This window comes from Citrobacter sp. wls827, assembly GCF_005280875.1.
Classification (GTDB): domain Bacteria; phylum Pseudomonadota; class Gammaproteobacteria; order Enterobacterales; family Enterobacteriaceae; genus Citrobacter; species Citrobacter youngae.
This window is the reverse complement of record NZ_SZWR01000010.1, coordinates 231,886-238,495: the sequence shown is the minus strand read 5'-3', so window position 1 is coordinate 238,495 and position 6,610 is coordinate 231,886. Positions and strand designations below refer to the sequence as shown.

Below are 6,610 nucleotides of genomic sequence, written 5' to 3'. Positions count from 1 at the left end.
CCGCCATTATTGGCGGCGGTATTGCCAGCGCATTGCTGTCTCTGGCGCTACTGCGTAGAGGCTGGCAGGTCACACTCTATTGCGCGGACGATAAGCCTGCGCAGGGCGCATCCGGTAATCGCCAGGGCGCGCTCTATCCGTTACTCAGCAAGCATGACGCGGCTATTAATCTCTTTTTCCCCACCGCGTTTACCTTCGCCCGTCGACTGTATGACACCCTCCCCGTTGAGTTCGCGCATGACTGGTGCGGCGTAACGCAACTCGCATGGGACGAAAAAAGCCAGCAAAAAATCGCCCAGATGTTGTCCCTTGAACTGCCCGAAGCGCTCGCCGTCGGCGTGGACGCAGAGCAGGTTTTACAAACGACCGGCGTAAAAACCGGATGCGGCGGGATTCAGTACCCCGCCGGAGGATGGCTGTGTCCGGCACAGTTAACCGCCGCCGTATTCGACTATGCCGCAACGCTGGGATTACGCACCCGGTATCAACATACGCTGGCCTCACTGTCTCGACAGACAGAAAACTGGAAATTGGCGTTTGCCAGTGGAGCAACCGCCACTCACGCTGCGGTAGTTCTGGCTAACGGGCATCGCATTAACGGCGTTGAGCAGACGCAGTCGCTACCGGTGTACTCCGTAGGCGGTCAGGTGAGTCACATTCCTACTACGCCTTCGCTTTCAGCGCTGCGTCAGGTGCTGTGCTATGACGGCTACCTCACGCCGCATAACCCGCAAAATCAGCAGCACTGCATTGGCGCCAGTTATCATCGCGGAAGTGAAGAAACGATGTATCGTGCTGACGATCAGCAGCAAAACCGTCAGCGCTTAATAGATTGTTTCCCGAATGCCGTGTGGGCAAAAGAAGTGGACGTTAGTGGCAATGCCGCCCGCTGTGGGGTGCGCTGCGCCACGCGCGATCACATGCCGATGGTCGGTAATGTGCCGGACTATAACGCCACACTCAGCCAGTACGCCACGCTTGCCGAAGACAAAGAGCATGCTTTAAGCGCACCGGTATACCCGGATTTGTTCATGTTTGGCGCGCTGGGGTCACGTGGGTTATGTTCTGCCCCGCTATGTGCAGAAATTCTGGCCGCGCAAATGAGTGATGAACCGATCCCAATGGATGCCAGCACGCTGGCGGCGCTGAATCCGAATCGTCTGTGGGTACGGAAGTTATTGAAGGGTAAAACGGTGAAATAAAAGGATGGGGTGTCAGCCGATCATTGCCTGATGGCGCTACGCTTATCAGGCCTACAAACACCCGCCCACATAGGCCGGATAAGACACCTCAGTGTCGCCATCCGGCACACGCTACTGTACTTATTGTTTTGTCGCCTTCAGGAACAAGGTGTCCCACATCTCTTTCACTAACTCCTGGTCACGTGGCGAGAGTTCGCCCGCGCTGATGGCTTTCTCCAGACTGCTGGTCACATTGGCGTACAATGCCTCAGCCGAATGGTCCTCGCCAGCATCCAGCTCAGCAACGGCCAGCGTCAGGTGTCCACGCAAATAACCACTGGCAAACAACTCATCATCGCTGGCGTGCTCTACCATATCGTCGATTAATGCCAGAATGCGTGATTCAAACTCCGCGATCATCTTCTTTCCTCATTGTAAACGTGGCAGCGGCGTCAGTTGAGCGCTTCGGGCCACGGGAATTGTTCCGCCTTAAGTTCAGGCGTGTGATAATAATTCTGTAACGCGTTAATGAAACGCGCCGGGCGTTCAGGGATCCCCTTGTCCAGATACTCCATCACCTGAGCATGAACACGGCGCTGGAATACCACGCGATCCGGTTCAAAGTCCCCTTCCAGGTTGTCGCAACTGACGTTAAACGGGTAGCCCGCCGCCATGCAAAACAGCCAGTCAAACGCCTGCGGCTTCACTTCTACATCTTCAAACTGGCATTGCGTCTTCGCGTCGCGTCCGTCCGGACAGTACCAGTAACCGAAGTCGACCAGCTCACGACGCGCCTTTCCCGCAATACACCAGTGTGAAATTTCGTGTAACGCACTGGCGTAATAGCCATGCGCAAAAACGATACGGTGATACGGTAATTCCGCATCCGCAGGAAGATAGATCGGTTCGTCGTCGCCTTTAATCAGACGGGTATTAAATTCATCGGCAAAGCAGCCGTTAAAAATCTCAATTAACTGTTCGTAGTGATGCGTATTATTCATTAGTTCATCCCCAGCCAGTGGAGAATCTCCTGTCCATGATTATCATAAAGTAGCTTGGCGCTCATCACGGCGGAGACAATAACGATCATTGGCCGAATGAGTTTTTGTCCTTTGCTGAGTACCAGCCGTGAGCCCATCCGTGCGCCAATAAACTGGCCAATAAGCATCACAAATCCGGTCGCCCAAATCACTTTACCGCCGAGGGCAAACAACAGCAGCCCACCGATATTCGATGTGGCATTTAATACTTTGGCGTGGGCCGTCGATTTCGCCAGGTTGTAGCCGCACAGCATGACAAAGGCCAGCGCGTAGAACGACCCCGCCGCCGGGCCAAAAAAGCCATCGTAAAAACCGACGCAGCCTCCGGCCACCAGCGCGAAAGGCAGCCCGTGCAATCGACGCTGCCGGTCCTCTTCCCCTACTTTCGGCATTAACAGAAAGTAAAGGCCAATACAGATAACCAGAACCGGCAGGATCTGGCGCAAAATGTCTGACTGCACATGCTGAACCAGCAGCGCGCCGCTCATTGACCCAATAAAGGTCATGAAGATATTGAGCTTCTGATCCGCCAGATTAACCACGCCACGACGAATAAAATAGAGGGAGGAAGAGATAGATCCTCCGCAGGCCTGCAGCTTATTGGTCGCCAGCGCTTGCGCAGGTGGCATCCCGGCCGCCATCAATGCCGGGATGGTGAGTAAACCACCGCCTCCGGCCAGAGAATCAATAAAACCTGCCAGCATCGCCACAAAAAACAGCACACCTAACAGCAGTGGCGTCACCATAAACAGAGAGGCAAAATGATCCATTAGAGTACATGCTCGTCCAGTAGCGCCTGGCAGGAAGGCGGCAACGGCGGCGGTGTCTTCTTCTCAGGCTTGGTGGTTCCAGGTTTCGGAGGTTCGAACCAGCTTTGCAGCTCCGCGCCGCAGCCGTCACCCGGTGGCGGTAACGGTTGATCTTCGCACTCAAGGCTGTCGGCAGGGCAACGTAACCGGACGTGCATATGCGCACGGTGCTGGAACCACGGCCGCACTTTACGCAACCAGTCCCTGTCGGTTCCTGCATCCAGACAAAGTTGCTGCTTAATCGCCGGATTCACGAAAATACGCGTTACTTCATTATCTTTTGCAGCCAGCCTTACCAGGCTGAAAATCTCCGGCTTCCACAGGGACGGTACAACACGTTTACCATCCTGCGAGACCAGATCTAACGCCTGTGGCCGCAGCAGTTGTGACTGGGTCCAGCGCGTTTTCGGCAGCTGCAGGAAAATATCCACATCCAGCCCGGTCTGGTGACTGGCATGACCGCCATTAAATCGCCCACCGGCCGGCATACCCATATCGCCGATTAACACCGTGCCCAGCCCCTGACTATTAGCCTGATTACTCAGACGCTGGATAAACCTCACCAGATCCGGATGGCCAAAGTAACGACGCTGATCGGTGCGCATTACCTGATAGTGTTCTGACTGTACAGGCAGCGTCTCTGCGCCAACTATACAGCCATTGGAAAACGCGCCGATAGACTGCGCGCTGCCCGCAACCGGATGGGTAATTTTCTGCCAGGGCGTCGCCGCCAGACAGGCGGTACTGGCAAACAGAGCCAGCGCCGCAAGTGCCGTTTTTTTCATTTTTACCAGCGTGGAATATCGGTCTTCACATCCGCATTTTGCGCCCGCTGACGCAGCAAGTGATCCATCAACACGATCGCCAGCATTGCTTCAGCGATCGGCACTGCGCGGATCCCAACGCACGGATCGTGACGACCTTTAGTGATCATGTCGACTTCTTCACCAAAGCGATTAATGGTGCGCCCTGGTACGGTAATACTGGACGTCGGTTTCAGCGCCATATGGGCAATAATTTGTTGCCCGCTGCTGATCCCGCCCAAAATGCCGCCCGCATGGTTGCTCTGAAAACCGTCTTTGGTGATTTCATCGCGGTTCTGACTGCCGCGCAGCGCTACAACGTCAAATCCGTCGCCAATCTCAACGCCCTTAACGGCATTTATGCTCATCAGCGCATGGGCGATGTCGGCATCCAGACGGTCGAATACAGGTTCGCCGAGACCCGCAGGTACGCCGCTTGCAACAACGGTTACTTTCGCCCCGATGGAGTCGCCCTCTTTCTTCAGCCCGCGCATCAGTTCATCCAGTGCTTCAATTTTATCCGGGTCCGGGCAAAAGAAGGGATTCAATTCGACCTGAGACCAGTCCTTGATCTCCAGCGGAATATCACCCATCTGCGTCAGGCAACCGCGAATTTCGACGCCGAATTTTTCCGCCAGATATTTTTTGGCAATCGCGCCAGCCGCAACGCGCATCGCCGTTTCACGTGCGGATGAACGTCCGCCGCCACGGTAATCGCGCAGGCCATATTTCTGCTCATAGGTATAGTCGGCGTGTCCTGGACGGAAAACATCCTTGATCGCGCCATAATCCTGTGAACGTTGATCGGTATTTTCGATTAGCAGGCCAATGCTGGTGCCGGTAGTAACGCCCTCGAATACGCCGGAGAGGATTTTCACCTGATCCGGCTCGCGGCGCTGCGTAGTGTAACGCGAAGTGCCAGGACGACGTCTGTCGAGATCGTGCTGCAGGTCAGCTTCTGTCAGAGAAATGCCCGGCGGAACACCATCGACAATACAACCGAGCGCCAGCCCGTGTGATTCGCCGAAGGTGGTTACGCGAAAGAGTTGCCCAATTGTATTTCCTGCCATCACGGCTCCGTTATGCGTGTTGTGTATGTGCGCGTGTATTTAGTCTTTGTAAATGCTGAAGTGCTCACGAGCGGCGATCAACTGCTCTTTGGTCAGCATGAATACGCCGTCACCGCCGTTATCGAACTCCAGCCAGGTGAACGGTACATCCGGATATTGCTCTATCAGATGTACCATGCTGTTTCCGACTTCACAAATCAGAATACCGTTATCTGACAGGTAGTCCGGGGCGTTACCCAGAATGCGGCGGGTAAGTTTCAGCCCATCGCTACCGGAGGCCAGGCCCAGCTCAGGCTCATGGCGGTATTCGTTTGGCAGATCGGACATATCTTCTGCATCGACATACGGCGGATTGGTCACAATCAGGTCATACTGAACCTTCAGCAGATCGCGGAACAGATCGGAGCGGATCGGCGTAACATGATGGATCAGGCCGTGCTCTTCAATGTTGTGCTCGGTCACCGCCAGCGCATCAGTGGAAATGTCCACCGCATCGACTTCGGCTTCCGGGAAGGCATACGCGCAGGCAATGGCAATACAGCCGCTGCCGGTACACATATCGAGGATATGCTGTGGCTGCTCATTAATCAGGCCCGCAAAGCGGTTATTGATAAGCTCGCCGATCGGTGAACGTGGAACCAGCACGCGTTCATCAACATAAAATTCATGCCCGCAGAACCAGGCTTTGTTGGTCAGATAAGCCACCGGAATGCGCTCGTTGACGCGGCGAATCACGCGTTCAACAATACGATGGCGTTCGCTGGAAGTCAGACGCGCAGTGCGCATATCTTCTGGGATATCCAGCGGCAAATAAAGCGACGGCAGCACCAGCTGTACGGCCTCGTCCCATGGGTTATCCGTGCCATGGCCATACCAGATATTCGCCGCGCTAAAACGGCTGACCGCCCAACGCAACATGTCCTGAATGGTATGCAGTTCACTCACGGCTTCATCGACGAAAATTTTATCCACGTATTTCTCCAGGGCATGCTCGTATTAATTTCGGCGGCTAGTTTGCCACGAAGACGGCGATAAATCAGCATTCACGCGGAGCCTGAGCGCGAAAATTGCGTTTTAAGCGATCGGATGCCCGCCGAGTCGGGTTAAACTAACGGAAAATAAAAGATGAGACGCTCGAATGAAAAAGAAAACATCGCTCAGCGAGGAGGATCAGACGCTGTTTCGCCAGCTGATGACCGGCACGCGTAAAATTAAACAGGACACTATTGTTCACCGACCGCCACGTAAAAAAATCACCGAGGTTCCGGTTAAAAAGCTGCTGCAGGAACAGGCGGATGCCAGCCACTATTTCTCGGACGAATTTCAGCCGCTACTGAATACGGACGGCCCGGTAAGATACCTGCGTGCCGACGTCAGCCATTTCGAACTGAAGAAAATGCGCCGTGGCGATTACTCCCCGGAGCTGTTTCTCGATCTGCACGGGCTGACCCAGCAGCAGGCCAAACAGGAGTTAGGCGCGCTGATCGCCGCCTGCCGTCGTGAGCATGTGTTTTGCGCCTGCGTGATGCATGGCCACGGGAAGCATATTCTTAAGCAGCAAACGCCGCTCTGGCTGGCACAACATCCGCATGTGATGGCCTTTCATCAGGCGCCGAAAGAGTACGGTGGTGACGCCGCGCTGCTGGTGCTGATTGAAGTGGTAGAGTGGCTGCCGCCCGAACTTCCCTGATGCAGAAAACAGAAAGA

General features: G+C 54.9%; 8 protein-coding genes. 2 read left to right on the top strand and 6 right to left on the bottom strand.

All coding sequences use genetic code 11. The annotated features are described in order from the left end of the window. A partial coding sequence (gene mnmC, locus FDX03_RS23005) for an FAD-dependent 5-carboxymethylaminomethyl-2-thiouridine(34) oxidoreductase MnmC (protein WP_249356985.1) occupies window positions 1–1,202 on the top strand: 1,202 nt, incomplete at its 5' end. Window positions 1,203–1,322: 120 nt separating this feature from the next. Here mnmC and FDX03_RS04500 read toward each other — a convergent pair. From FDX03_RS04500 to prmB, 6 genes are read right to left on the bottom strand one after another with little or no spacing between them, the layout of a single operon-like run. After that, window positions 1,323–1,601: a YfcL family protein gene (locus tag FDX03_RS04500; RefSeq protein WP_137345534.1), complete on the bottom strand. Its 279-nt coding sequence runs from the start codon at window positions 1,599–1,601 to the stop codon at window positions 1,323–1,325. Between the two features lie 32 nt (window positions 1,602–1,633). Then, a complete protein-coding gene (locus FDX03_RS04495; RefSeq protein ID WP_005129723.1) occupies window positions 1,634–2,182 on the bottom strand; it encodes an elongation factor P hydroxylase in 549 nt (182 codons plus the stop codon). Continuing rightward, window positions 2,182–2,991 (bottom strand): sulfite exporter TauE/SafE family protein, encoded by an 810-nt coding sequence (locus tag FDX03_RS04490; RefSeq protein WP_048211044.1) that lies wholly within the window; start codon window positions 2,989–2,991, stop codon window positions 2,182–2,184. The genes FDX03_RS04495 and FDX03_RS04490 overlap by 1 nt, the downstream gene beginning before the upstream one ends. Beyond that, window positions 2,991–3,815: a penicillin-insensitive murein endopeptidase gene (gene mepA, locus FDX03_RS04485; RefSeq protein ID WP_061068236.1), complete on the bottom strand. Its 825-nt coding sequence runs from the start codon at window positions 3,813–3,815 to the stop codon at window positions 2,991–2,993. Before mepA ends, FDX03_RS04490 begins: the two co-directional genes overlap by 1 nt. Before the next feature lie 2 nt (window positions 3,816–3,817). Then, entirely contained in the window at window positions 3,818–4,903 is a 1,086-nt protein-coding gene (gene aroC, locus FDX03_RS04480) for a chorismate synthase (RefSeq protein WP_048211043.1), read from the bottom strand. A gap of 39 nt (window positions 4,904–4,942) precedes the next feature. Continuing rightward, a complete protein-coding gene (gene prmB / locus FDX03_RS04475) occupies window positions 4,943–5,875 on the bottom strand; it encodes a 50S ribosomal protein L3 N(5)-glutamine methyltransferase (protein ID WP_043017082.1) in 933 nt (310 codons plus the stop codon). 166 nt (window positions 5,876–6,041) lie between these two features. Here prmB and smrB point away from each other — a divergent pair, with 166 nt between their 5' ends. Further along, entirely contained in the window at window positions 6,042–6,593 is a 552-nt protein-coding gene (gene smrB / locus FDX03_RS04470; protein WP_137345533.1) for an endonuclease SmrB, read from the top strand. Window positions 6,594–6,610: the final 17 nt, after the last annotated feature.

Bases quoted from the DNA above. Each gene is read 5' to 3' on its own strand.
- FDX03_RS04500 (WP_137345534.1), bottom strand. From the start codon at position 1,601: ATGATCGCGGAGTTTGAATCACGCATTCTGGCATTAATCGACGATATG.
- FDX03_RS04495 (WP_005129723.1), bottom strand. From the start codon at position 2,182: ATGAATAATACGCATCACTACGAACAGTTAATTGAGATTTTTAACGGC.
- FDX03_RS04490 (WP_048211044.1), bottom strand. From the start codon at position 2,991: ATGGATCATTTTGCCTCTCTGTTTATGGTGACGCCACTGCTGTTAGGT.
- mepA (WP_061068236.1), bottom strand. From the start codon at position 3,815: ATGAAAAAAACGGCACTTGCGGCGCTGGCTCTGTTTGCCAGTACCGCC.
- aroC (WP_048211043.1), bottom strand. From the start codon at position 4,903: ATGGCAGGAAATACAATTGGGCAACTCTTTCGCGTAACCACCTTCGGC.
- smrB (WP_137345533.1), top strand. From the start codon at position 6,042: ATGAAAAAGAAAACATCGCTCAGCGAGGAGGATCAGACGCTGTTTCGC.